Below are 24278 nucleotides of genomic sequence, written 5' to 3' on the forward strand. Positions count from 1 at the left end.
TTTTTGTGGGGCGGGGGGGGGGGGGGTCCTCCGGCCCTCGCGGGGGGCCCCCCGTGCCCCCCCCCCCCCCCGGGGGGGACCGCGGCGGGGGGGGCGGGGGCCGCCCCCCCCCCCCCCCCCCCCCCGCCTCTCTCGTCATTTCCCGGACACTCCAACTACTGTGCTTCGTCTTGAGCCCAGCAGCAGGCAAGGATGTGAAGCGATGCGACTCTGGAGTCGGATCGTTTCTCCGCGAGCCAACCAGCAGGAGCATCACTGGTCTGCTGAGGCAGGCAAGTATCACGGCGTGATAATCCCGGCGGGCCGCCGCGGCCAGGCCGCGGCGGAGCGGAAGACCGCTAGCGCGGCTGCGTGTGCCGATGCCGGTCGCCAGCCTGCTCCAAGGCGGTCTCGTAGGCGTGCAGAGCGGTGATGACTGTGGCGCGTTCTGCGGGGTCGAGACCGCGCATGACGCGTTCCCAGGCAGAGGCGCTGCCGGAGAGCCATTCGCCGATGGGTGCGGCGTAGGCGGGGGCGATGGCGACGATGCGGCGGCGGCGGTCGGCGGGATCGGCAGTGCGCTGCAGGACGCCCGGCCGTGACAGCTCGCTGACCATGAGGCTCAGGGTCGTCGGGGCCACCTCCAGCCGAGCGGCCAGCTCGTTGACGCTGGTGGGGCCGTCGTACTCCAGGTGGGCCAGCAGCGCGAGATGTCGCGGTGCCAGGTCCAGAGCCTGGAGCGCCGGCGGTATGGGCAGGCGCTTGGCGCGGCCCACGAGCCGTGGCATGAGCAACAGCATTGTGCGGACGGCCTCGTCGACGGCTGGACCGTCCGATTCCGTGGACATCGGTTACCTCTTCCACTCGCCGTCATGCCAGTGCAGCCAGAACGGCTGCGACCCGAGGAAACGACGCTCACCCCGCGACCAGCGGAACGTACGTGCCGGTTCGAGGATCGACATCCTCGAACCGGCACGTCGCACAGTCCCGTGGCGGGGCCGACGGCGTCCGTGCGCGATGTCCACGTGGGACAACTCGACGCACTCGCCCGTCTGATCCACCCCAGCCGGTACAGCCATCCAGCTCCCCCGGCGCGCTCAGCCGCGCGACCAGGTTCGCCGAGACAGAAGCCTGAACGACTCGGTTCGTCGAGGCAGCGACTCGATTGAGCGAGACGGGACATCCGAGCGCACCAAAGCCTTCCCGCCCTCTCGACGGAGCCGACAACTATCACGGCGTGATAATCCGGGCCGGACACCCATCGGGTGAAACCACGTCAGAACTTGCAAAGCGGTTGTCAACGCGCCGACAGAAGTCAGTATGCTGACGTCATGGCTTCCCCCTACCCCGACGGAGACCGGGAAAAGGTAGCGTCCAAGCTGCCCTCGGCGCTCCAGCAAGCACTCAAGGTTCGCGCCGCCGAACTCAGCCTGGACATCCAGGACGCCGTCGAGGCGGCCATCAACGACTGGCGCGACAGCACGAGCGGCGGAGCCGAGGTGGACACCGCCGGTGCGAGGTCGTTCTCCACGTGGCTTCCGCCAGGGCTGTACGAGCAGTTCAAGGAGACCTGCACCGATCGGGGCGTCTCCTACACCCAGGGCCTCGCCCAGTCGGTCCGCGGCTGGCTCGACGCCAACCCCTCCCCCCAGCACGGCGCCCGCGGAACCGATCCCGAACGCAAGATCGTCGGCAACCAGAAGGGCGGGGTCGGCAAGACCGCCATCTCCGCCGGCATCGGTGAGGCCTACGCCGAGGCGGGCAAGCGCGTCCTCATCGTCGACTTCGACCCGCAGGGCCACCTCAGCGAACAGCTCGGAGTCCCCCAGATCGAACCCGACCACGACAGCCTGGTCTCGCACATGTGCGGCGACGGCGGAGGAGACCTGCGCGATCTCGTCGTGGAGATAAAGGATCCGCGGTTCGAGAAGCGCCTGCACGTACTGCCCGCCTGCTTCGACGGATTCCTCCTCGACGCGAAGATCGCCGTCGTGGCCACGCAGAAGCGCGGCTTCCAGAAGGAGGCCGCGCTCGAGCTGGCACTGCGCCCGCTGGAGGCCGACTACGACGTGATCATCGTCGACTGCCCGCCCAGCCTCGGCATCGCCATGGACGCCGCCCTCTACTACGGGCGCCGGCGCCGCGGCGAAGCCGCCGGTGGCTCCGGGGTCGTCATCCCCGTACTCGCCGAGGACTCCTCCGCCACCGCCTACGGCATGCTCGCCCAGCAGATCGAGGACCTCTGCGAAGACCTCTCCCTCGAGATCGACTACCTCGGCCTGGTCGTCAACCTCTACGACTCCCGCCGCGGTTACGTCGCCACCTCCTCCCTGGAGAACTGGAAGTCGCTCGGCGACCCGAAGGTCCTCGCCGTCATCGGCGACCTGAAGGAGCAGCGTGAAGCGGTCCGCAAGCGGATGCCGCTGCTCAGTTACGCGCCACAGAGCGATCAGGCGGAAGCCATGCGGCAGGTCGCGAGGGGAGCCACCCGGTGAGCAAGGCCGACACCCTGGGATCGGCACCCGCGTTCGGCGCAGCCCGCGGCGCACGGTCCTCCCGACGCAACCTCATCGACAAGACCATCGCGGGAGAGGAGTCGACCACGGCGGCCCTCACGGAGCTGCCGGTCACCCTCATCAGCGACAACCCCGACAACCCGCGCAACCACCTGCGCAACCTCGACGAGACGGTGCAGAGCGTCCGCGAGGTCGGCATCATCATCCCCATCGCCGTCGCCACTGTCGATGCCTACCTGCGCAGCCGGCCGGACCGCGCCGGCGACCTCGACGACGGGGCGCAGTACATCGTCGTCGACGGCCACCGGCGCCTCGAGGCCGCTCGCCGCGTCGGCCTCGCCACCATCCCCGTCCGCGTCGACAACGGACGCGTCGCCACGGATGAGGCGCTCCTCGAGGCCGCGTTCGTCGCGAACTACCACCGCGACGACATGACGGACCTGGAGGAGGCCCACGCCCTCAAGACCCTGGTCGACTACTACGGTTCCCAGACCAGGGCGGCCAAGCGGCTGGGCATCCCGCAGAACACGATCTCCAGCAAGCTGTCCCTGCTGAAGCTCACTCCCGAGCTCCAGAAGGACCTGGTGACCGGTGTGCGGAAGGTGGAACACGTCCGCAACCTCGGGAAGTTGTCCGCCGAGGAGCAGAAGGCCAAGGCGGATGAGCGGGCGGAGGCGGCCCGCAGCAAGGCGGAGGCTCAGGCGCGGGACGTCGTCGTCGAGCGCTCAGCGGGCCCCGCCGATTATCACGGCGTGATAATCCCGGAGACGTCCACCGGCCAGGCCACCACATCCACTTCAGCGCCTCCTGCTGCCACACCCACACCCACCCCGCCCGCCGAGCGCGAGCAGGCGGCTTCCGAGTCCATCCCGGTACCACGCGCCGGTGCGGCGGAGCCCGGTCCGGCGAACGCAGAAGCGGCACAGCCGAAGCAGCCGAAGCGGCTCCCTTACGACGATGCCTTCTACTGCGTTCACCATCTTCACCGGAAGATGACGCCCGAGACGTTCCTTCAAGGGACCCGGGTGTGGATGGACATCCTGCGGGAGCAGCACCCGGACGAGTACAAGGCTCTGCTGGTCGAGCTGGGAGCCCAGTAGCAGACCAGCACCCCACGGCCCTGTTCGCCTTCCTCAGCGACGGCGAGCGGGCCGTTTCGTCTTGAGTGGCGGCACACCCCCTGCCGGGACAGAGCAGGCGACAGAGGGCGAGGGGAGTCACTGGTGGGTGCCATGATCGCCGTTACCGGCGGGTGGACGCCGGTCTCGCACCCCAGGAGCAGCTCGGATGGACACGTGGCAGGAAGTTTCGGCATCGGTGGAGAGACGGCTCGCGGCAGTGTCCTCCGGTGAGCGCAAGGTATTCGCTGCCGGCATCGCCGAACGGCTCATGAGCCGGCACGAAGCACTGCCCGAAGAGGAACAGGTCTCGTTCACGATGAGCCTGCGGCCCTTGCTGAACTCCGTGTGGGAAGGCGTACTCGGTGACACCACTGCCTTCACGGCGGTCAAACGTGGTGTCGCCGAGTACATGCTGAGCGACTACTGCCACAACGACGGCCAGGACGGTCCCGACGACGCGGACGAGCACGCAGCCGCGGCAACGCTGTATGCCGCGCACGCGTACCTGTTCGGTTGCAACGACTTCGCTGTCTGGGCCAGCCAACGGGCCGTGGAAGCAATCGACCAGCACCTGGCGTACCTCGCCGAGCAGAACGAGGCTCTGCCCGAACCCGACGAGGCACTTCTGGCCGAGCTGCAGCGTCAGACGGATGATCTCGACCTCATCGAGAGCTACTCGAAAGAGCTCCGCTACTCCAGTACGGGGCTCCCCATCGACACCTCGAATCGGCTCCGGGTGGAACTTCGGGCACCTCTCTCCAACGCCGGCTCTCATGCTGGCCGGACGGGAGGCCCCGAGCGGTGAACTCTCGAGTCACACAGCCACTGCACCACACGCGCTTCGGGGACGCGGTCCGGGACAGCTTGGCGTGGACTCGGTGTCATGGCAGCTCGCCGTGGCGCCGGTGAGCCTGCTCCTCACGCTTCAAGAGTTCCATGTCAACTCTGCTCTGTCGTACCGACTCGACCCAGGCGGCCACGTGGCCGGCGAGTTCGGTGTTGCTCGAGACGGGAATCCTCTCGGCGACCGTGAGGTGTGCCAGCAGGTTTTCCGCCGGCGTTTCTCCGCAGTCGCAGCCCGGGCACAGGTCCGCTTCCCGGAAGCCGTCGACGGTATGCCCGGCGATGTTCGTCCACGAATGACCGAAACGGACACGGAGTAGTACTGCGCCTCCGCAGCGGGCACACGGCGGGACCCGGTCGACCACCCGGACGGCGATCTCATCACCGTCGGTCATGCCACACCGTGCCAGGTGTCCTGACCGAAGGAGCCCTTAATGTCGGAGGCGATCGTGGCCGCGTTCACCATCGACTGGAGCAGGTAGACCGTGGTCTTCCGAGGGCCGCGTACGGAAAGGTGGACGGGGCTTTCGCCAGGGTGGGCGCCCATGATCCGCTTGAGTTCCCTGACCATCGGCTCGTTGACGCGGTGGTAGGGGAAGGCCAGCTGGACCGGTGGTGCTCCGTTGCGCTCGGCGGCCGTCACGTCGAGGACCTGGAGCTCCTGGCCGAAGATGCTGATGGCGCCGTCCCGGTCGTTGATGCGCCCCTGGACGGAGATCACGCTGTCCTCCACCAGCGCGCCCAGGACGAGTTGGTGGACGGCGGGGAAGAAGAGGACCTCGATCGTGCCGTCACGGTCGGCGAGGTTCACGATGGCCCAGGCGTTGCCCTGCTTGGTCACCTTGTTCTGGACGCTGGTGATGAGCCCGGACAGCCGCACCGTTCCCTCGGTCCGGCCGGAGGCCAGCAGGTCGGGGATGGTGGTGTCGCGGTGGGCGGCGAGGATGTGCTCGGTGCCGTCCAGGGGGTGGGCGGAGACGTACATGCCGAGCATTTCACGCTCGGTGGACAGGAGCTGCTTGCGCGGCCACTCGCCGTCGTCGATCCTCACCTCCAGGCCGAAACCGGACTCGCCTTCGTCGGGGCCGCCGCCCAGCCCGGCGAAGAGGTCGTCCTGGCCGTAGGCCGCAGCCTTCTTCAGCGGTACGACCGCGTCGATGGCCGTCTCGTGCACGGCGCACAGTCCCCTGCGGGTGTGGCCGAGCGAGTCGAAGGCGCCGGCCTTGATGAGCGATTCGACGGCCCGCTTGTTGAGTGCCGGCAGGTCGGCCTTGTCGAGGAAGTCGGTGAAGCCCGTGAACTTCCCCTTGGACTTCCGCGCCGTGATGACCGTGTCGATGACGTTGTCGCCGACGTTGCGCACCGAGCGCAGTCCGAAGCGCACGTCGTCACCGACGGCTGTGAACTCCGCGACGGACTCGTTGACATCCGGCGGGAGGACGGTGACGCCGAGCTTGCGGGCGTCGGCCAGGTAGATGCCGGCCTTGTCCTTGTCGTCGCCGACGGACGTCAGCAGCGCCGCCATGTACTCGGCCGGGTAGTTGGCCTTCAGATACGCGGTCCAGTAGGAGACGAGACCGTAGCCGGCGGTGTGGGACTTGTTGAAGGCGTAACCGGAGAACGGGAGCATCACGTCCCAGATGGCCTTGATGGCCTCCTCCGAGTAGCTGTTGGAGGCCATGCCGTCGTGGAACTTCTCCCACTCGGCGGCCAGGACCTCGGGCTTCTTCTTGCCCATCGCACGGCGCAGCATGTCGGCGCCGCCGAGCGTGTAGCCGGCCAGGGTCCGGGCGATGGCCATGATCTGCTCCTGGAAGATGAGCAGGTGGTGGGTCGAGCCCAGGATCGGGTCGAGGACCTCCTTGAGCTCCGGGTGGATCGGTTCGGGCTCCTGCTTGCCGTTCTGTCGCAGCGCGTAGTTCGTGTGCGCGTTGGCGGCCATCGGACCGGGCCGGTACAGGGCGAGGGCGGCGGCGATGTCCTCGAACCGGGTCGGTTCCATGAGCTTGAGGAGTGCGCGCATGCCGCCGCCGTCGAGCTGGAACACTCCGAACGTGTCGCCGCGGCCGAGCAGCTCGAAGGTCTTCCTGTCGTCCAGCGGAATGACGACGGTGCCGCTGTCGCCGTCCATCGGGTCGACGGTGGCGAGCCTGACGCCGCGGTTCTCGCGGATGTTCTGGATGGCGTGGTCGATGACGCCCAGGTTCCGCAGACCCAGGAAGTCCATCTTCACCAGCCCCATGTTCTCGCAACTGGGGTAGTCGAAGCCGGTGATCTTCACGCCGTCGGAGGCGCGCATGTGCAGCGGGATGCGGTCGGTGAGCCTGGTCTTGGACAGGATGACGGCGGCCGCGTGCACGCCGGTGCCGCGGGTCAGGCCCTCGACGCCCTTGGCGGTGTCGATGACGGTTTTGACGTCCGGCTCGTTCTCGTACATCGTCCGGATCTCACCGGCCTCGCCGTGGCGCGGGTGCGCGGGGTCGAAGATCCCGTCCAGCGGGATCGACTTGCCCATGATGTCCGGCGGCAGCGCCTTGGTGATCCGTTCACCGTGGCTGAAGGGGTAGCCGAGGATCCGTGACGAGTCCTTGATCGCGTTCTTGGCCTTGATCTTGCCGAACGTGTTCACCATGGCGGTGTACTCGTCGCCGTACTTCTCGGTGACGTACCGGACCATCTTGTCGCGCTGACGGTCGTCGAAGTCGAGGTCGACGTCCGGGGGGTTGATCCGCTCGGGGTTGAGGAACCGCTCGAAGAGCAGGCCGTGCTCCAGGGGACACAGCTCGGTGATGCGGGTCGCGTAGGCGACGATCGAGCCGGTGGCCGAACCACGGCCGGGGCCGACCGGTACGCCGTTGTCCCGGGCGTACTTGCAGATGTCCGCGACCACGAGGAAGTACGAGGAGAACCCCATCGGACCGATGACCGACATCTCGGTCTCGAAGCGTTCCAAGACCTCGGCCGGGACGGGATCGCCGTACCGCATGGCAAGCCCCTGCAGGCACTCCATGCGCAGCCAGGACTCCTGCGTCTTCCCTTCCGGCACGTCGGGGAACTGCGGCATCTCGTCGACGTTGTCGAAGACCTCGTCGTACGACCCGATCCGCTCGGCGATCAGGAGCGTGTTGTCGCAGGCCTCGGGCAGCTCCGCGAACAGGGCCCGCATCTCGGCCGCGGACTTCAGGTAGTAGCCACTGCCGCTGAAGCGGAACCGCTTCTCGTCGGCCTTGTTCTTGCCCACGCCGATACACAGCAGGTTGTCGTGCGCGTCGGCCTGGCTCTCGTGGACGTAGTGCGCGTCATTGGTGGCCAGAAGCGGAATGTCCAGCTCCTTGGCCAGGCGCAGCAGGCCTTCCCGTACGTCCCGCTCGATGGACAGACCGTGGTCCATCAGCTCCAGGAAGTAGCTCTCCTTGCCGAAGATGTCCTGGTAGGCCGCAGCGGTCGCTCGGGCCTCGTCGTACTGGTTGAGGCGGAGCCGAGTCTGGACGGCGCCGGACGGACATCCGGTCGTCGCGATGACACCCTCGGCGTGCTCGGAGATCAGTTCCATGTCCATGCGGGGCTTCCCCGCCGGGAACTGACCTGTGTACGAGGCCTCGGTGGACAGGTAGAAGAGATTCCGCAGACCCTGCGCCCCGGTCGCCCACATGGTCATGTGCGTGAAGCGGCCACCACCACTGACGTCCTTCGACCCCTCGCCGCCGTCCGACACGGCACGCTGGCCGCCGGGCCCCCAGAACTCCTGCCGCCGGTTCCGGCGCGAGGAGGGGGCCACGTACGCCTCGATCCCGATGATCGGCTTGACCGAGCCGAAGCCCTTGGCCACCTGCTGGAACTCGTATGCGCCGAACATGTTGCCGTGGTCGCTCATGGCCACGGCCGGCATGCCCTGCCGGTCCACCTCGGCGAACATCGGCTTCAGCTTCTGCGCGCCGTCGAGCATCGAGTATTCGGTGTGATTGTGCAGGTGAACAAAGCTGTCGGCCACGGGGCGAGCACCTCCGAGAGCAGTCTTGTGAAGCCGCACCCTAACCCCGAACCAAGATCGAACCGGGGTCCTCGGCTGCCTCTTCGGCCGCCCCAACTGGCTGCGGTGTTGGGGGGCTTGTCCTGTCGGCGGGAGAAGAAATGCTGGCCCGGCGTGTCGTGCGTGACGTGTCCGTGCCGGTCGGCAGGAGAGGCGCGGTGGCTGATCGTTCGTGGGCTGGGGGAGGCGCGGGGAGGGGGCGGAGGTGGGGCTGGGGAACCGAGGGGAGCGGCGCAGGTATGCGTGACCTTCGGGCGGAGTTCGCTGCCGAGTTACGGCGTCGTCGGCGTCCGGGCGGTGCGCTGGGGCTCGAAGGGGGAGGCGGTTGGTCATCCTCCACTCGCGGAAGCCGCAGATATGGCTTGTGTGCTATTTGTCGGAATCTGCGAAAGTCGCCGAAACCGCGCCTCAGCGGCTATAAAGGTGCAGGTCAAAGGGTCTGCTCCCCGCACGCGCGGGGATGGTCCCTGGAAGGTCTACTACGTCCGGTGCGGACATCTCTGCTCCCCGCACGCGCGGGGATGGTCCCGACACCCACCCCGCCTACGCGGCCACCCCGGTCTGCTCCCCGCACGCGCGGGGATGGTCCCACGCGTTTCCACCGGTCGTGACCCCTCAGGAACTGCTCCCCGCACGCGCGGGGATGGTCCCGCTCGGGGCTGATCTGGATCACGTCCTGGCCACTGCTCCCCGCACGCGCGGGGATGGTCCCATGCGGGCCGCCATGGCGCGGCCGGCGTCGCCCTGTTCCCCGCACGCGCGGGGATGGTCCCGACGGGAACAAGATGCCGGCGGGCGTGCCCCGCTGCTCCCCGCACGCGCGGGGATAGTCCTCTCACCTCCGGCCACAGACGGGTCGGCGGTGGCCGGTCCCGCGCCCGCGGTCATGCCCGTGGCCGGGGCCGTCTGTTTCCCGGGCGCTGTCCAGCCGAGCCGGAGAACCGCAAAGAAGTGTCTCCATTCGAGGGGATCCCGCCGACGGCAGGCACTTGGTCCTCTCCTAGAAGCAAGATCAAAATTAGAGTGAGGACAAAGGGGGTTCCCCTTGCGGGGAGTCCCGGGCAGGTCGAGAAGCACAAGCGCACATGGCGTGGAGAGCGGGGGAGGGGCGGCCATGGCCTGGCTGACGAAGATCGTGGCGGACGAGCAGGTCGAGTACCGGCTCAAGGAGCAGGCCGGGTGTGCCGTCGTGGAGGCCGGCGGAGGCGAGATGGTCGTGCTGGACGATGCCGAGAGTCCGGCCGTCGACTACCGCCTGCGACCGGAAGGCGAGGCCGCGCTGCTCTGGATGGGCAGTGGCCTGGAGGCCCTGGGACTGGTCGAGGGCGCCGTCCTGGACGAGGAGGGCAAGGCCGCCGCCCGGCGTGTCATGGCGGGCTGTCATCCGGCAACCGGGGCCCGGTTGGTCACCTCGCGCACCTCGGTCCGCGCCCACGAGAAGGCCCAGCTCACCACCGCCCGGATCGTCGAGGCGATCGAGCAGGCCGCAGTGGAGCGGGGCGTCACGGCCGCCGGGCTGTTCGACGGCAAGCCCAAGCAGCTCCGCGTCTTCCAGGCGCAGCGGCGCAACGTCAACCGGTTCGGTGAGGCCCACCGGATGCAGGTCGTCACCCTGTACAAGCTCGCGCGCGCCGTCGGCCTCGACCTCGCCGATGTGTACGACGAGGAGGAGCTGGCCACCGCGTGGGAGCACAAGGACCTGCGCGTGGACGACCGGGTCCGTGGCTGGGACCTGGTCCTCGACCTTCCCAAGAGCGACAGCGTCCTGCAGGGGCTCATGGACGCGCTCGGCGAGCAGGAGCTGCGCGACCTGGTGCACGAGGCCAAGCGCGACACCTTCCGCCAGTTGGAGCGCTGGGCCGGGTACGGGGTCGGCAGCAGGGACGGGGAGCCGGTGAGGGTGGCGACCGGCGGTCTGCTCGCGTGGTCGGTCGAGCACCGGAGCGCCCGCCCGATCCGGGCCGGGGAGCCCGGCGACCCTCACCTGCACCTGCACGTCACGATCGCCAACATGGCGCTCTGCGAGGACGGCGAATGGCGCTCCATCGCCAACTCGGGCCAGGACCTGCACCGGCACGCGTCGGCCGCCGACGCGTACTTCAAGGCCCGCGTCCGCTCCCTGACGTACAGCCGGTTCGGGGTACGGCGCGAACGGGTCGAGCGGACCGGCGCCTGGGAGATCCGCGGGATCCCTGTCGAACTGCGCGACGTGTTCAGCCGCCGGGCCGCGCTTGTGGACGCGAAGGCCGGCACCGACGCCTCCCGCACGGAGAAGCAGGCGGCCTCGATGGCGACCAAGCGCGACAAGGTCGACGTCGACGCCACGACGATGCGCGACAGCTGGCGCGAGCGTGCCGAGGCCGTTGTCGGTGACGTCGACGCGATGGTGGCCGCGGCTGCCCCCGGCCCGCCCGGCCCGGACGGCGGCGCCGGCGTCGACGGGCCCGGTGGAGGACCGAGCATCCCGCCGCCCGCCGACCTCGCGGCCGTCGTGTTCGACCCGAAGAGCGGACTGACCGCGAGCGAGAAGACGTTCACCCGCGCGCAGCTCCTCGCGGCCGTGGCGAACGCCCTGGAGTACGGCATCGACGTCGGCCCGGGCAGCCTGGAGCGGCTGTGCGACGACGTACTCGAAGTCGCCGGATACGCGGTACGCGTGCCCGCCCTCGGTTCCACCGTCATGTCCTCGACCGCCCGCTACACCACGCAGGACATCCTCGACGCCGAGGAGTCCGTGCGCGTCCAGGTACTGGACCGCTTCGACACCGGTACGGCGCAGCTCACCGCCGACCAGGCCGCGGCCGCCGTCGACGTCTTCCAGGTCGCCGCCGGTTTCGAGCTGTCCCCGGAGCAGCAGGCCGCGGTGAGGCGGGTGCTCACCGCCGGGCACGGCGTCGACGCCCTGGTCGGTGTCGCCGGGGCGGGCAAGTCCACGCTGATGGAGGCGTGCCGGATCGGCTGGGACGCGACCGGCACGACGTACGCCGGCGCGACCCTCGCCGCGGTCGCCGCCCAGCAGCTGCACCACGCCTCCGGCATTCCCGCCAGGACCGTGGCGGCCTGGCTCGGCGAGATCGAGAACGGCAACGGTCTGCGCGGCGTCGACGTCCTGGTCGTGGACGAGGCGACGATGGTCGACGACCGCGCCGCGGCCGTACTGATGGGCGAGGCTGCCCGCACCGGCACGAAGGTCGTCGGCATCGGCGACCACCTCCAGCTGCAGGCGGTCGGGCCGGGCGGCTGGTTCAAGGAGACGCACCGCCTGGTGCACGGGCTCACCCTCACCGAGAACCGCCGCCAGGAGGACGCCGCCGAACGGGCCGCGCTGGACGTGTGGCGCACCGGCAACCACGAAGCGGCGCTGCGAATGCTCGCCGAGGGCGGGCGCCTCCACCCCGCCGAGACCGCCGACGAGGCCCGCTCCCAGATCCTCATGGCCTGGGACGAGCTGCGTCTGCAGGAGCGGACCGACCCGCACGACCTCATCACCAACATGGTGGTGCTCGCCGCCCGCAACAGCGACGTCGACGCCCTCAACCTCGGCGCGCAGGCGATCCGCCGCCAGGCCGGCGAACTCGCCGCCGAGCACACCTACGCCCTGCCCGGCGGTGACACCCTCACCCTCGCCGTGGGCGACGTCGTCCGCGTGCGGGCGAACGACTACCGCTCCCGCCGCGGTGAGGGCCCGGACGTGCTCAATGGCCACCGGGCGGTCGTCACCGGCCTGGACGACCGCCACCGCGTCGAGATCACCTGGCGCGTGACGGACGCCAAGGCCCCCGGCGGCCACCGCGAGGAGTCCGCCTGGGTGCCGGCGCAGAAGGTCACCGGCGGGGCCCTGTCGCTGGGCTACGCCATGACGATTGCCGCGAGCCAGGGCCTGACGTGCGACACGTCCCTGCTGTACGGCCACGGTGCGAACGCCTTCGCCACCTACCCCGGCATCACCCGGGCCCGGCGCCAGAATCACCTGTGGCTGCCGCTGGCCGTCCTCGAGGACGAGCGGACCCGGGCCCGTCTCGGCGAGGCCCGCAGCGAGAAGGAGTGCCTGGAGCGCGCCATCGACGCGTTCGCCCGCTTCCTGGGCCAGTCCCGGCCGGACAGCATGGTTTCCGGCCTCCTGCGCGAACCGCCCACGCCCGCGCCGCTGCCCCGGCAGCGCGAGCTGTCCGCCGAGGAGGCCCGCGCGGAGTTCGAACGCAGGCTCCGGCAGACGAACACAGCCAAGGCCGCCCGCGCGAAGTCGGTGAGCCTCTCTCCCCGCCGGGCCGAGGACGAAGCCCAGCTTTGGGCACAGGCCCGGCTCGACGAGGAGAAGGCCCAGCAGCTCCTCGCCCGCCTGAAGGCCGGCGCCGAGGAATGCGCGGTGCCCTCGTGGCGGACCCGCGTCTACGGCACGCTCTCCCCGCAGGAGCTGAACCATCGCATCGCCGAGGGCGACCGGCTCGCCGCCGACGCCGAGGCCGAAGCCGTCAAGGCCGAGACCACGGCCCGCGAACTCGCCGCCCGCCTCGACCGGGAGCAGGCCACCGGCCGGCCCACCCGGGGGCAGCGGTTTGCCGCCGAGACCGGACAGATCCTCGACCAGGCAGAGACCCGCCTCGCCATCGCACGAGAACACGAGAGGTCCGCCGCCGTCGCGACCGCCCACGCCGAGGAATGCTCCCGCCGGCTCGCCAGGCTCGCCGAGAGCGAGGGCAAGAGCCGCCTCGCGCTGCGCCTGGCGGGCACGTCGCGAAAGGAGCAGCGCGAGCTGACCCAGCGCCTGACCGCAGAAAGCGCCGCGTACTGGAACCTGGCAGCCGATTCCCGGCGCGACGCCCGGCAGGCGCTGGACAAGGCATGGGAGACCGTCCAGGACAGCCGGATCGCCCAACCCCTCGGTGCAGCAGGCCAGCCGGTGCCCGACCGCGCGGACAAGGCCGCCGAGCGGTTCCTGGAGATGCGCTCCACCGCTGCCCGGCACGGCCACAGCCTCGACAAACGCGACCGCGACGACGTCAGCCGCGCGACCCGCAGGGCCCGGGAGTTCCGGACGTTCGCCGCCAGCCACCGCGCCCAGGCCGTCAACGCCCGCGCCGAGAAGGCCCTGCGCGCCACGATCGCCGAGAAGTTCCCCGACCGCCACGACCTGGAAACGACGGGACGCCGCACCCTCCAACAGGAACAGGCAAAGCGGACCCTGCAGCACCAGCAGGCCGCCGTCGTACACCCGCAGCTGACGCAGTCCAATGGGTCAAGTAGGAGGTAGATGGCGAAGGATCTTTGGTACTTCTGGACCGCATCCCTCGGGGACGTATACAACCGGAGCATTTATACAAGCGTCTACGGGTCTGAGTAGTCGCGGTGCAGAAAGTGCCGCTGAGGTTGACCTTGTCATTGCTCGCGGGACTGCTGCTGGTCGCGACCGTCTCGGTGTCATGGTGCGCAGAGCTGTGTGGGAGACGGCATCGGCGAACGGGCCCTCGCCGTACCCGACCCAACGCGACGGAGGGCCGGCAGGGGGGACACTCGCCCGCTGCCGACCCTCCGTCGCGTGCCAGGGTCACACCAGCCGTACGCGCAATCACAGCCAGACCAGCCTGCCTCGAGCAACCTCCGCAGGCGCGGGGACGACGCCCCGGACGGTGGCCCGCTGGAGACGCTGCTGGAGCAACCCCCGCAGGCGCGGGGACGACCGCCAGGCTGGCGGCTCGCCACGAGATTTCCCGGAGTAACCTCCGCAGGCGCGGGGACGACGACAAGGCCACCCAGGGCGACGGCCCGGCGAAGGAGCAACCCCCGCAGGCGCGGGACGACCGGATGGCGGCCCCGAGCCTGCCCCACTGCCATGAGCAACCCCCGCAGGCGCGGGGACGACCGGTGCCGCGACCGGATCGACGAGATCGTCGAGGAGCAACCCCCGCAGGCGCGGGGACGACCTAGCGAGGGCCGGCAGCGGTCAGCCAAAACGAGAGCAACCCCCGCAGGCGCGGGGACGACCCGAACGACCAGCCGACCACCGTCACGGTCCGGGAGCAACCCCCGCAGGCGCGGGGACGACGCGTCGGCGAACTCCTTGTACTTCTGCTTGCCCGAGCAACCCCCGCAAGCGCGGGGACGACATCCCCGAGCAGACAGCCCTCGACCTGATCCCCGAGCAACCCCCGCAGGCGCGGGGACGACATGTAGCCGAGCCTCGTTCCGTCGGTGCCGGAGGAGCAACCCCCGCAGGCGCGGGGACGACGTCCGACCCCAACACCTACCGGCGTCTCGCCGGGAGCAACCCCCGCAGGCGCGGGGACGACGCCATCACGATGGCCGGCGCCGCGTCCTCCGCCGAGCAACCCCCGCAGGCGCGGGGACGACTCGCGCGCCGCTTGGAGCAGGGAGCCAAGCCTCGAGCAACCCCCGCAGGCGCGGGGACGACCTTCTCCTCGACCGGCTCCGGCTCGGTCACCGGGAGCAACCCCCGCAGGCGCGGGGACGACCGGGTGTTGCAGGGATGACAGGAAGCCACGAGGGAGCAACCCCCGCAGGCGCGGGGACGACCCGGTGGCGTCGATCAGCACGCCGTGGAAGCCGGAGCAACCCCCGCAGGCGCGGGGACGACCGGCGGGAGCGAGTTGTGGCGAACTGGGCCCAGGAGCAACCCCCGCAGGCGCGGGGACGACTCATCACGGTTCCGGCAGGCTGCTGACGTGCGGGAGCAACCCCCGCAGGCGCGGGGACGACATCACGCCGGCCGTCGCGGTCGTCGCCGTCGACGAGCAACCCCCGCAGGCGCGGGGACGACTAGCGGTCCATCGGGCGCGCGGCCGCGCGCGTGGAGCAACCCCCGCAGGCGAGGGGACGACGGCTCGGCGGCCCGTCGGATCCTGCGGCTGAAGGAGCAACCCCCGCAGGCGCGGGGACGACATGCGGCGGGCGGTCAGGGCGCCCGGTCCACAGGAGCAACCCCCGCAGGCGCGGGGACGACGGGAAGCCGGGACGGTTCCGACTCAAAGGCCGGGAGCAACCCCCGCAGGCGCGGGGACGACCGCGGGTCGTGGGCGCGCAGCCCGGACGGCCCGGAGCAACCCCCGCAGGCGCGGGGACGACGCCCGGCGGACGCATTCGGCGGCCTCGGTGCGGGAGCAACCCCCGCAGGCGCGGGGACGACTACTCGCCCAGGACGAACTGGCCGATGAACATGGAGCAACCCCCGCAGGCGCGGGGACGACTTCTCGATGCGACGCAGGGCCCGCTCGGGGTCGGAGCAACCCCCGCAGGCGCGGGGACGACCCCGGCACCGCTCGCCCTCCCGGCCGCGCCGGTGAGCAACCCCCGCAGGCGCGGGGACGACTCCAGAATGCTCCGGTGGTCAGGCTCATAGTGGGAGCAACCCCCGCAGGCGCGGGGACGACGCGCGTTGGCAGCTCGCCGTATCGAACGTCTGGGAGCAACCCCCGCAGGCGCGGGGACGACTCGAGCTGGAGCGGTCGCTGCCGCGCGCCCGGGGAGCAACCCCCGCAGGCGCGGGGACGACTGCCCGCGCCACGCCGGGTCCAGGTAGAGCTGCGAGCAACCCCCGCAGGCGCGGGGACGACATGTCGCCCTGATAGTGGCTGGTCGTCGGGAAAGAGCAACCCCCGCAGGCGCGGGGACGACTCGTCGAGGATGGTGGGGCACCAGGGTCGCGTCGAGCAACCCCCGCAGGCGCGGGGACGACGGAACACCACCTGGCCACCCTGGCGGGCTGGGAGAGCAACCCCCGCAGGCGCGGGGACGACTCGTACGCCTCCGCGTTGCGTGCCTGCCACCACGAGCAACCCCCGCAGGCGCGGGGACGACCCATCCGGTGGCCCTGGCGCGCTCCTCGGCGATGAGCAACCCCCGCAGGCGCGGGGACGACCCATCCGGTGGCCCTGGCGCGCTCCTCGGCGATGAGCAACCCCCGCAGGCGCGGGGACGACACCCGGACCACGTCGCCCGGCTCCAGCGCCGCAGAGCAACCCCCGCAGGCGCGGGGACGACTGCTGGGCCAGGTTGTAGATGATCGCACCCGTGGAGCAACCCCCGCAGGCGCGGGGACGACCATCGCTCGCCGCCTTGAAAATCTGGCTGACGGGAGCAACCCCCGCAGGCGCGGGGACGACCGGCTGCAGCAACGGGGTGACCGCCTGCACCAGGAGCAACCCCCGCAGGCGCGGGGACGACGGTGGTGACGGTGTCGTCGAGGCCCCGGAAGAGGAGCAACCCCCGCAGGCGCGGGGACGACTCGCCCTTGCCCAGCTCGAACCGGGCCGCGATGGAGCAACCCCCGCAGGCGCGGGGACGACATCGCCGTCGCATGGTGATCTCGGCCCGCCCTAGAGCAACCCCCGCAGGCGCGGGGACGACCCACTGATGCTCCTGTGCTCATGCGATGAGGGAGAGCAACCCCCGCAGGCGCGGGGACGACACTTCCTGACCTGCGATGCCGTCAGGTGATCATGCCGTTCTCCTTTACCTCGTTCGCAGGCCGCCAAGGTTGTCCGTTCTGGCGTGGACGGGCCATGAGGGTCAGGCCGTCGAAGTCGACGGGGGTCCAGCGGTCGCGGCCGGCGGTGCGGGCCGACCAGCCCTGTTCCGTGGCCGCCGGTTCGATCATGACGGCTTGGCCGTCGTGGATGCGTTCGGCGAGGACGGTCCAGAGACGGTCGCGGATGCGTGGGTTGGGGTTGCCGACGAAGACGCCGGCGGCGACTTCGACGAACCAGCGGGTGAGGTGGCCCCGGAGCCCGGGCGGGGCCGCGACGAGCACGACCACGGTCGTCCCGGCGCTCACGGGGCCGGCTCCGCAGGGGTGGGGTCAGGGATGATGTCGAGGTGGTGCGTGGCGCTCCAGTTTCGGCCGCCGCTGACGACGCTGTCGCCGTCGTCCCAAAGAGCACCGATGTCCTCGTCCGGCAGGTCACCGCCGTCGGGTACGAGGAGCTGCTTGATGTCGGCGACGACGCGGGGCAGGAGTTTGCCTCGTACGGCGGCGTCCCGCAGGGCGGTACGCGCGTCACGCTCCGAGGTGAGGCCCTGTGCGGCGAGGTCGAAGGCGAGGGGGATGGTGAACTCGGCCTTGTAGAGGTCGGCGATGTCCAGGACGAAGGAGAGGGCGTTGCCGGTGTGGACGAAGCCGAGGGCAGGGCTGGCTCCCAGTCCGGTGATCGCGGCGTGGCAGATGCCGTAGAGGGCCGAGTTGGCGGCGGAGAGGAGTCGGTTGACGTCGTCGCCGGCGGCGAAGGCGTCGCCCGGTTTGTAATCGCGTTTGGTCCAGGGCACCCCGGTGCGTTCTGCGTGCTGGGCGTAGAGCTTGCGGATGCGGGTGCCTTCGCGGCCGCGGAGTTGCTGGAGGGTGAGTCCGGTGGTGCTCTCGCCGGGGAAGCGCATGTCGTACATACGGCGGGCGACGGACACGCGCTCCTTGGGGCGGGTGACCAGCCAGGCCTGGCGAAGCTGGAGCTGGGAGCCGCGCGCCGTGCTGGTGCCGGTGGCGTACAGGCGGACGCCCTGCTCGCCGACCCAGCACACGGCGGTCCCGGAGTCGGCGAGCAGGGTGACTGCGGGGTGGGTGACGCGGCTGCCGGGGCCGATGAGGAGGACGGCGAGCCAGGCGGCCGGAACGTGGACGGTGCGCACTTTGTTGACCAGGACGATGGCGTTGTCGTCCCGGTCGATGTGGCAGCGCTCGGCATAGAGGCTGGAGATGCGGTCCTCCAGCCTGTGCACGTCCTGCGGTCCGGTCCGCCACCAGGGTTCAGCCATGGTTCGTCTCGGTGGTTCGGAGCGGGGCGAGGGTGAGCAGGCCCTGCCCGTATCCCTTCGCTGGGCCGATGCCGCCCAGGAGGGAGGCGCGCAACGCGTCGGGGTCGGTCACGTGAAGGCGTCCTTCGAAGGTGGCGGTGGACAGAGTGACGCGTGGACCGGCGGAGCCCTTGCGGAAGCGGAGGATGTCACGGGCGACGATGGTCACCGCCGGTCCGGCGGTGAGGTCCTGGCCCTCGTTCTGCAGTCCGGGTCCGGGGGGCGCGACGGTGGCGTCGGGGATGGTGAAACCGTGGCGCTCACATCGTTTGAGGAGCCATTCGAGCTGCTGGGCGGCGGTACGGTGGGCGACCCGCGCGCCGCGGGGCCGACCGCCGCTGTCGGCTCCCTCTTTCAAGCGGGCGGCCTGCTGCTCGCTCGGTCTGTTGGGCTGGAGGGCGTTGCGGACCGGGTTGGCGGTGAGACGGAAGCCGAACTCGCGGCCCCGGACGAGACGTTCCAGCAGTGGCGTGTAGTCGGCGATGAGCGGGGTGCCTCCGTCGGCGCCCGGCCAGCCGGCTTCGTCGACGAGGTGGGCCCAGGAAGGGCGGCTCTCGGTCAGGACGAGGACGTCCGCCCGGTGCGGAGTACTGCCGTCCAGGCGCCACAGGACGCGTTCGGTGACGGGCTGCACGGCCAGGCCGGACAGGACGGCGGCGTGCAAACGGTGCGGGCTGGACAGGAGGGCCGCGGCGGCGCGGCGGCGCGGGTTGAGAGCGATCTTCGACAGGTAGGGCATGTGGTCACCAGCCCAGAAGGGCGAACGGGTCGTGGTCGGGCTGTCCGGCGAGGGCCGTTTCCGTCGCGGGTCGGTCGTTGCCGCTGGGGACGGTGACCCAGAGATGGCGGACGTCGCGCCGGACGAACCGGGTACCAGTCCTGAGGTCGTAGGTGTCGGGCACGTCGAGGGCGATCTGGTCGCCGGCCGCGTCCTCGATGGTGGCTTCCAGGGACACGGTGCTGCCCCGGGCCTGCCGGCGGCGGTGGCTGCCGGCCTGCCACGGCACATCCTCCAGGGCTTCCTTCAGCGGGGAGTCGGTGCGCAGTCCGAGGCTGACGGGTCCGGTGGGCGGGCAGGAGCGGCGGCCGAGACAGAGCGGGAAGACGGGGTTGCGGACGGCTTCTTCGAGACTCTGCACCAGAGCCTTCGGGCCGCGGAGGGCGGCGACGAAGACGGCGTCCTGGAGGTAGAAGCGCCGGGTGACACCTGTGTGCTTCGCCGGGGTGGTCCTGGTCTGCTGTCCCTTGGCGTTGGTCTTGGCCGACAGCAGCGGTACTCCGCGGTAGTCGCTGTAGGTGTGGTAGTCCCGCAGCAGGGTGCCGGGCTGGTCCACCCGGACGCCGAGCTGCAGGCCGACCAGGTCGGTGAGGGTGGCCTCGCGGTCGCGGCCCTCGGCGGCGGCGAGGAGGCCGAGGACGCCGGACTTGGTGGGCTGGGGCCGGGTTTCGCGCTGGTTGTAGCGGGACGGGCCGCCCCAGGACTGGAGCGGGGCGGCCAGCCGCAGCACGAGGACGGCGTGGTCGGTGCCGGTCATCGGGCACCGGCCTCCGTGGTCCCGGCGGGCGTGATCTCGCCGTCGGCGAGCCACTGTCCCACCAGGGTGTCGACGGAGTCGAGCAGGGCGGGGAAGGGCAGGGAGGAACCGAAGACCTCGGTGATCTTGTCGCCTTCGGCGGTGTAGGTGGCCAGGGTCCGCAGCGGCTTGTCGCCCCAGGTCTCGCCGACCGCCTTGAGCTCGTCGGCGAGCCGCACGACGGATCCCGCGGCCAGGCCGGTGACGCCGGTGACGGGTTCCTCGTAGGCGGAGACCAGGTTCACGGGCTGGTCGGCGCGGACGGTGAGCAGCACCAGGTGGGGCAGGGTGCGGTGGGCGAAGGAGTTCTGGTGCCCGGTCGGCATGGAGCGGGCGAACGCGTCGACGAACCGCACGGCCGCCCGGCGGGTCTCGTCGGCGTCGCTGAGGTTGTCACGCAGCTGGTGCACGCCGAGGACGGCGTAGCGGTACAGGGTGGAGGAGTTGAACTCGACGGTGCCGATCATGCCGGCGCCGTGGTCGTCGGTGTTCTCGTCGTCGACCGCGGTGTAGTAGTCGAACTCGGTACGCACGGCGTGGGTGGACAGGGCGTGCGCGACCTGGACGGAGGCGTCAACGTTCAGGGCGGGCAGGTCGGCGACCATACGGCCGAACAGGGCGACCTCGGCCGGGTGCCCGGTGGACAGCGTCTGGACGACGGAGAGCTTCTTCACCTCGTTCTTGAGGTCGTCCTCGGGCAGGGCGGCAAGCTCGGCGGCTCGGCCGTCGAGCAGCCGGACCAGGGCGTCGAGCTGCTTCTTGCCGAAGAACAGCAGGTAGGCGGACTGGTCGTCCTTCTTGGCCGACTTGGCGATGCCGAGCGGCTCCAGCAGTGCGGCGGCCAGCCGGTCCGCCGGCCCGGTCTCCAGTCCGGCGCCGCCCTCGGCGACGGGGCGGGCGAGGCGCTGGGCGAGCAGGCCGGCGATCCGCTTGGTGCGGGTGGCACGGTCGGCCTCGGGTACCTGCTTGGCGTACTCGGTACGGGTGGCGCGCTTCCACGCCTGCGAAGAGACGCGGGCACGGCGGGCACCGCCGTAGACGGCCTGCTTGGGGGTGCCGGAGTCGTCCCGGTTCACGTTCGACGGCGGCAGGCTCTGCAGGATGTGGACCTCGACGAAGAGGGTGGGCCGGCTCATGGCATGACTCCTTGAAGACGCGAGGCGCCGCTCGGACGGGGCGCGGTCGAAGACGGGTTGACGTGGGCAGGGCTGCTGGGCCGACGGCACGGCGCCGTGGCCGGCCGGTTCCCGGGTGGCGTCAGGAGGACGCGGTGACGGTGGTGTGGAAGTCGCGGTCCCATCGCTGCCGGAAACGGCCGGCGGCGTGCGGGCGGCGAGGGTCGTCCCAGGTCCGCAGGGCGGTGCGGAGCAGGTTGTAGTCGAGTCCGACTGCGGCCCGGTTCAGCAGCGGGGCGAAGGACCGCAGGTGCATGGCCAGTTCGTCGGCGTCGGCGGAGGTGAGCAGATGGCCGAAGCGCCGCTCCAGCGCCGCGGTGGCGGCCTTGCCCTCGCTGTCCGTGGCCGCCTTCCGGGCGAGCAGCCCGACGGCGGTGCCCGGGCTGTTGCCCGTGACGTGCATCCGGCGGTCGTGCGTCTGCTGGTGGCGGGCGAAGAGGGTGAGCGCGGTGTGCTCGGCCGCCAGGTCCCGGGTGAGGGAGCCTTTGTTCCGCCACTCGGACGCCATGCGGGTGCGGTGGAACGGCCACATCGAGGCGACCGTGCCCGGCTCGCGGCCGGTACCCGAGCGCAGCGCGGCCAGCTCCGCCCCGGCGTCCGGGCTGCCGGGCTCGAACGTCACCCAGTACGGCGCCCGTTCCCGGCCGTCGGTGTCCTCGTCGGCCTCCGCCTCGGTCGGGTCCGGTGTGCCCGGGTCGGTGTACTGCAGGCCCCAGGCTCGCAGCACCCGATTGCGGTCCGGCCCGTCCCACGCGGTCAGCTCATGGAACAGGCGGGTGTAGTCCAGGCCGACTCCTGCCTGCTGCAGGAGCGGCACGAGCCGCTGGAGGTGCTGCACCAGCTCGTGGAGGTCCTGGGCGGTCGCGGCCGCGATCAGCCGACGCTCCACAGCGGCTTCCGTCAGTGCCTCGCTGCGGCGCAGCACCAGACAGGCGGTGCCCAGGCCGACGCCCGGCCGGTGGGCGGGTTCGGACGCGGTGTGCTGGTGCAGTCCGAACAGGGTGAGCGTGCAGTGTTCGGCGATGTAGCGGTCCGGGAGGCGGTCGGAGCCGTCGTCCCGCAAGGGGACGCGGTGGACGGACCGCATGGCCGGGACGGTGCCGGCCTCCCGGCCGACGCCCTCGCGCAGGGCCCGCAGGCTCCGTGCGACGTACTCGGAGAATTCCGGGCGCCGCCCTTCCTCGCACGCCGACCGCCAGTCGTCGGCCGCCTCCTCCCAGAAGAACGGCCGGGACCGGCCCGCCGAGGGAGTGACGATGGGAGTGCTGCTGGTGGTGGTCATGCTGCGGCACTCTCCTCGCGGTCGGCGCGGCGTTCCTCGGCGACCCGGGTCAGGATCTCGGCGAGCCGCGTCCGGAAGACGCCGACGGACTTGCCGCTGCGGTAGACGAACTCCTTGTCGCCGTTCTTCACCGTGCGGCCCACCACGGCTCGTGGCGGGACCGCTGCGAGCAGGAGGCCCGCCTCCCGGTCGGCAGCGATCTGCACCGACTGCTCCCATGCGAGTTGGGCGCGCTCCATGAGCTCCTCGTCGTCCTCGTCGACGGTGCGCAGCCCGGCGAGCAGCCGGCGCATGGTCGCGTCGAGGGAGTGCAGGAACTGCGCGGACGGCCGGCTGCCCTTGTCACGGGGCAGTGGATCACCGCCGGCGGCACGCCGCAGATCGTTGTGGAGACCGTCCAGGGCCCGGGCGACCCGGTCCGCCTGATCCACGCACTCCAGCAGGGCTTTGCGCAGCCACTTGTCCTGAGCGAGCAGGGCCGTCACCGGCAGGGGCAGGTCGTCGCCGATGGCGTTCTCTACCACGGCGGACTGCGTGCCGTACTCGAGCCCCGACGTCTCGACGCCCAGCGGATACTGCCCGGACAGCACCCTGAGGACCCGCAGATCCCCGATCTGGCGCAGCAGCAGCGAGGTGTAGGGGCCGTCGCTCTGCACGGGCAGCGTCATCGACAGGAGCGTTCCCAGTCCCTGCCAGGCAGCGCGGCCCGAGGTGTGCCGGCGGGGCCGCCGGTGGGGCTGGCCCTTCTTCGGCTTGGCAGTGTGCTGCCATGCCGTGTGCGGCTCGATCTCGGGAGTCTGCGTCAGCCGGTCGCCGGCCGACACGATCGCCCGGTGGGCCTGCGGCCCCTGCTCCGTCTCGCAGGTGATCAGACGGATTCGACGGGCCTGAAAGGTCAGCAGGTCCAGCAGGCCGGTCGCCGGACGCTCGGACCAGGCGGCCCCGGCCGGTGACGTGCAGCCCAGGCCGGCCGGACGCTCGTCCCACGCCCACTGCGGCCGGTCTCCCGGCTCCAGGCCGTCGGACAGGATCGGTGTGTTCAGCAGCAGCGTCTCGTACAGGGACCGACCGGTGGGCACGATCACGCCGAACTGGCCGAGCGGTCCGGTCGGGTTGCCGGTCGTTTTTCCGTTCTTCGCCTGCGGGTCCCCCACGGCACCGGTCTTGATCGACGCCGTGTCCCAGCAGTGCGCGTGCAGCAGCCACAGCGCAGCGTCCCCCGGCGTCAGCAGCAGCTCGTCGGCCTCGCTGAGCGCACTGAACAGGGGCACGTTGTTGCCGGACGCCATGGACGGCACCAGCTGAGCGGCCGTCTTCGTCTCCCCGTTCAACGCCTGAAGACCGGCGACCTGGGCGAACGGGCGCTCCGCGTCGAACAGGCGGAACCGGTCCCCGTAGCGGGCGTCCAGGTAGTGCGCGAGACGGTCCTGCTCGTCCTGCGAGAAGCGGCCGCGGTGGAATCGCTCCGCCCACTCCTGTCGGGTGCCAGGCGCCCCGAGGGCGTCGATCACCACGGGCAGCAGCAGCTGCCGGAGCACCACCGGCAGCATCGTGTGCACCGGCAGCTCGAGCCGCCGGATGGTGTGCGACTCGAGCAACGCGCTCAGCAAGCCGACGGGTAGCCGGGCGCCGTCACGAACGACGGCAGTGAGCCATGCGTCATGGACGAGGTCTCCCTCGCTGGCCATGGCGGTTCCCCCCTCCATGTACTGACATCCCTGCGCCCCCCTGGACGCGTCGACCGACGGGCCAGCCCCACGGACCCGAGGCGGAGCTGGCCCCGACCGGTCGACGACAGCGTGACAGCCGAATGCTTGTTGTTCTACCGATTTGGGGAAACTCGGTGAAGACGCTCGCCCGGCGCCGTCATCCCGGCAGGCAGCGGGTACCCTGCGCACGGCTCGTGGAGCCGGAGCCCTCCCCGTGGACGGGGGTGTTCCCGCTTGATGTTCTGCTCAGC

Annotated in this window: 14 protein-coding genes and 2 CRISPR repeat arrays; of the genes, 4 read left to right on the forward strand and 10 right to left on the reverse strand. The window is 70.8% G+C overall.

Annotation, left to right across the window (positions count from 1 at the left end; translation table 11 throughout):
• Positions 1–338: 338 nt before the first annotated feature.
• Positions 339–827 (reverse strand): MarR family winged helix-turn-helix transcriptional regulator, encoded by a 489-nt coding sequence (locus ACIGO6_RS37420; protein WP_399884504.1) that lies wholly within the window; start codon positions 825–827, stop codon positions 339–341.
• Positions 828–1310: 483 nt separating this feature from the next.
• Here ACIGO6_RS37420 and ACIGO6_RS37425 point away from each other — a divergent pair, with 483 nt between their 5' ends.
• From ACIGO6_RS37425 to ACIGO6_RS37435, 3 genes are all read left to right on the forward strand, one after another.
• Positions 1311–2474 carry a ParA family protein gene (locus ACIGO6_RS37425; RefSeq protein WP_399884507.1) on the forward strand — a complete coding sequence of 388 codons (1164 nt, stop codon included), beginning with the start codon at positions 1311–1313 and terminating at the stop codon, positions 2472–2474.
• Positions 2471–3595, forward strand: a complete 1125-nt coding sequence (locus ACIGO6_RS37430; RefSeq protein ID WP_399884509.1) for a ParB/RepB/Spo0J family partition protein — start codon at positions 2471–2473, stop codon at positions 3593–3595. The genes ACIGO6_RS37425 and ACIGO6_RS37430 overlap by 4 nt, the downstream gene beginning before the upstream one ends.
• A gap of 187 nt (positions 3596–3782) precedes the next feature.
• Positions 3783–4421 carry a hypothetical protein gene (locus ACIGO6_RS37435; RefSeq protein ID WP_399884512.1) on the forward strand — a complete coding sequence of 213 codons (639 nt, stop codon included), beginning with the start codon at positions 3783–3785 and terminating at the stop codon, positions 4419–4421.
• Positions 4422–4497: 76 nt separating this feature from the next.
• On the opposite strand, the gene ACIGO6_RS37440 is transcribed toward ACIGO6_RS37435, so the two are convergent.
• Both ACIGO6_RS37440 and dnaE read right to left on the reverse strand, forming a co-directional pair.
• Positions 4498–4854, reverse strand: a complete 357-nt coding sequence (locus tag ACIGO6_RS37440) for a DUF6300 family protein (protein ID WP_399884514.1) — start codon at positions 4852–4854, stop codon at positions 4498–4500.
• Positions 4851–8450: a DNA polymerase III subunit alpha gene (gene dnaE / locus ACIGO6_RS37445; protein WP_399884516.1), complete on the reverse strand. Its 3600-nt coding sequence runs from the start codon at positions 8448–8450 to the stop codon at positions 4851–4853. The genes ACIGO6_RS37440 and dnaE overlap by 4 nt, the downstream gene beginning before the upstream one ends.
• Positions 8451–8928: 478 nt before the next feature.
• A CRISPR array of direct repeats spans positions 8929–9323; the repeat unit is 29 nt; unit sequence CTGCTCCCCGCACGCGCGGGGATGGTCCC.
• 280 nt (positions 9324–9603) lie between these two features.
• Here dnaE and mobF point away from each other — a divergent pair.
• The gene (gene mobF, locus ACIGO6_RS37450) at positions 9604–13740 is read left to right on the forward strand and encodes a MobF family relaxase (RefSeq protein ID WP_399884518.1); all 4137 of its coding nucleotides are present in this window, start codon (positions 9604–9606) and stop codon (positions 13738–13740) included.
• 338 nt (positions 13741–14078) lie between these two features.
• A CRISPR array of direct repeats spans positions 14079–16911; the repeat unit is 28 nt; unit sequence GAGCAACCCCCGCAGGCGCGGGGACGAC.
• Positions 16912–16932: 21 nt separating this feature from the next.
• On the opposite strand, the gene cas2e is transcribed toward mobF, so the two are convergent.
• From cas2e to casA, 7 genes are all read right to left on the reverse strand, one after another.
• Entirely contained in the window at positions 16933–17277 is a 345-nt protein-coding gene (gene cas2e, locus ACIGO6_RS37455; protein WP_399884520.1) for a type I-E CRISPR-associated endoribonuclease Cas2e, read from the reverse strand.
• Positions 17274–18248: a type I-E CRISPR-associated endonuclease Cas1e gene (gene cas1e, locus ACIGO6_RS37460; protein WP_399884522.1), complete on the reverse strand. Its 975-nt coding sequence runs from the start codon at positions 18246–18248 to the stop codon at positions 17274–17276. The genes cas2e and cas1e overlap by 4 nt, the downstream gene beginning before the upstream one ends.
• The gene (cas6e, locus tag ACIGO6_RS37465) at positions 18241–19026 is read right to left on the reverse strand and encodes a type I-E CRISPR-associated protein Cas6/Cse3/CasE (RefSeq protein WP_399884524.1); all 786 of its coding nucleotides are present in this window, start codon (positions 19024–19026) and stop codon (positions 18241–18243) included. Before cas6e ends, cas1e begins: the two co-directional genes overlap by 8 nt.
• Before the next feature lie 4 nt (positions 19027–19030).
• Positions 19031–19822, reverse strand: a complete 792-nt coding sequence (cas5e, locus tag ACIGO6_RS37470) for a type I-E CRISPR-associated protein Cas5/CasD (RefSeq protein ID WP_399884526.1) — start codon at positions 19820–19822, stop codon at positions 19031–19033.
• The gene (cas7e, locus tag ACIGO6_RS37475) at positions 19819–20997 is read right to left on the reverse strand and encodes a type I-E CRISPR-associated protein Cas7/Cse4/CasC (RefSeq protein ID WP_399884528.1); all 1179 of its coding nucleotides are present in this window, start codon (positions 20995–20997) and stop codon (positions 19819–19821) included. The genes cas5e and cas7e overlap by 4 nt, the downstream gene beginning before the upstream one ends.
• A gap of 121 nt (positions 20998–21118) precedes the next feature.
• Complete coding sequence (gene casB / locus ACIGO6_RS37480; protein WP_399884530.1) at positions 21119–22318, reverse strand: type I-E CRISPR-associated protein Cse2/CasB; 1200 nt, start codon at positions 22316–22318, stop codon at positions 21119–21121.
• A complete protein-coding gene (gene casA, locus ACIGO6_RS37485; protein ID WP_399884532.1) occupies positions 22315–24006 on the reverse strand; it encodes a type I-E CRISPR-associated protein Cse1/CasA in 1692 nt (563 codons plus the stop codon). The genes casB and casA overlap by 4 nt, the downstream gene beginning before the upstream one ends.
• Positions 24007–24278: the final 272 nt, after the last annotated feature.

The organism is Streptomyces sp. NPDC053750 (assembly GCF_044544295.1).
GTDB lineage: Bacteria > Actinomycetota > Actinomycetes > Streptomycetales > Streptomycetaceae > Streptomyces.